The 813-nt window shown below is 67.9% G+C and carries 2 protein-coding genes; both read left to right on the top strand.

Annotated features, from left to right (window positions below):
* The first annotated feature begins 60 nt into the window (after nucleotides 1–60).
* Complete coding sequence (locus tag AC08OP_RS16360; protein WP_476614994.1) at nucleotides 61–309, top strand: type II toxin-antitoxin system Phd/YefM family antitoxin; 249 nt, start codon at nucleotides 61–63, stop codon at nucleotides 307–309.
* Nucleotides 306–689 carry a PIN domain-containing protein gene (locus tag AC08OP_RS16355; protein WP_476614993.1) on the top strand — a complete coding sequence of 128 codons (384 nt, stop codon included), beginning with the start codon at nucleotides 306–308 and terminating at the stop codon, nucleotides 687–689. The genes AC08OP_RS16360 and AC08OP_RS16355 overlap by 4 nt, the downstream gene beginning before the upstream one ends.
* Nucleotides 690–813 lie beyond the last annotated feature (124 nt).

Genomic DNA, 813 nt, shown 5'->3' with positions numbered 1-813 from the left:
CCCGACCAGGCTCATTTTCGCGATGGTCGAGCCGGTAGCACAAGTGCTACCGTCGGAGGGGTGGACGAGATAGGGCTTCGAGAGGTCCGGCAGAACGCCAGCGACCTGGTACGACGCGCCCAGGCCGGTGAACGGCTCACCATCACCGTGGCCGGCCGACCAGCAGCCGTCCTTGGCCCGGTGAGTCCGCGTGTGTGGCGGCGCTGGGACGATCTGGCGGAACTCTTCGCGCAGCCGGAGGACACCGACTGGCCTGAGGACCGCAACCTCGTCGACGGTTCCCTCACGGATCCCTGGGAAGGCCGATGAAACGCGGCGTCCTCGATACCAGTGTCCTGGTCGCCACGGACGTCACCCCCATCTCCGGCGAGTTGGCAGTCAGTGTCATCAGCATCGCCGAACTACAGTTCGGCGTCCTCGTCGCCAAGACGCCCCAGGCCCGCGCAACCCGGCTCGCCCGCCTCAGCGCGATCCAACGACGGTTCGACCCGCTGCCCATCGACGACGCCGTCGCCGACAGCTACGGACGTCTCGCCGCCCGCGTCGTCGAAGCCGGACGCCAGCCACGCGCACGCGCCATGGACCTGCTGATCGCGGCCACCGCCCATGCCCACGGAGCCAGCATCTACACCCGCAACGCCGCCGACCTCGTCGGCCTGGAAGACCTCCTGAGGATCGTCACGATTTAAGTCGGCTGACGGCGAGATCGCCGGTTCGATCCTCACACCGGTGGGCGGCGAGGCTGTCGGAGTTCGCGGGCTTCCACCCTCCCCTCGAGATGATCTTCCTGGCAGTCCGCTGGTACCCGCGATT

Source organism: Frankia sp. CeRuru1 (assembly GCF_977966315.1).
This window is presented reverse-complemented; position numbering and strand designations above follow the sequence as displayed.

Coding starts and splice junctions, on each gene's coding strand:
- AC08OP_RS16355 (WP_476614993.1), top strand. CDS start 306: ATGAAACGCGGCGTCCTCGATACCAGTGTCCTGGTCGCCACGGACGTC.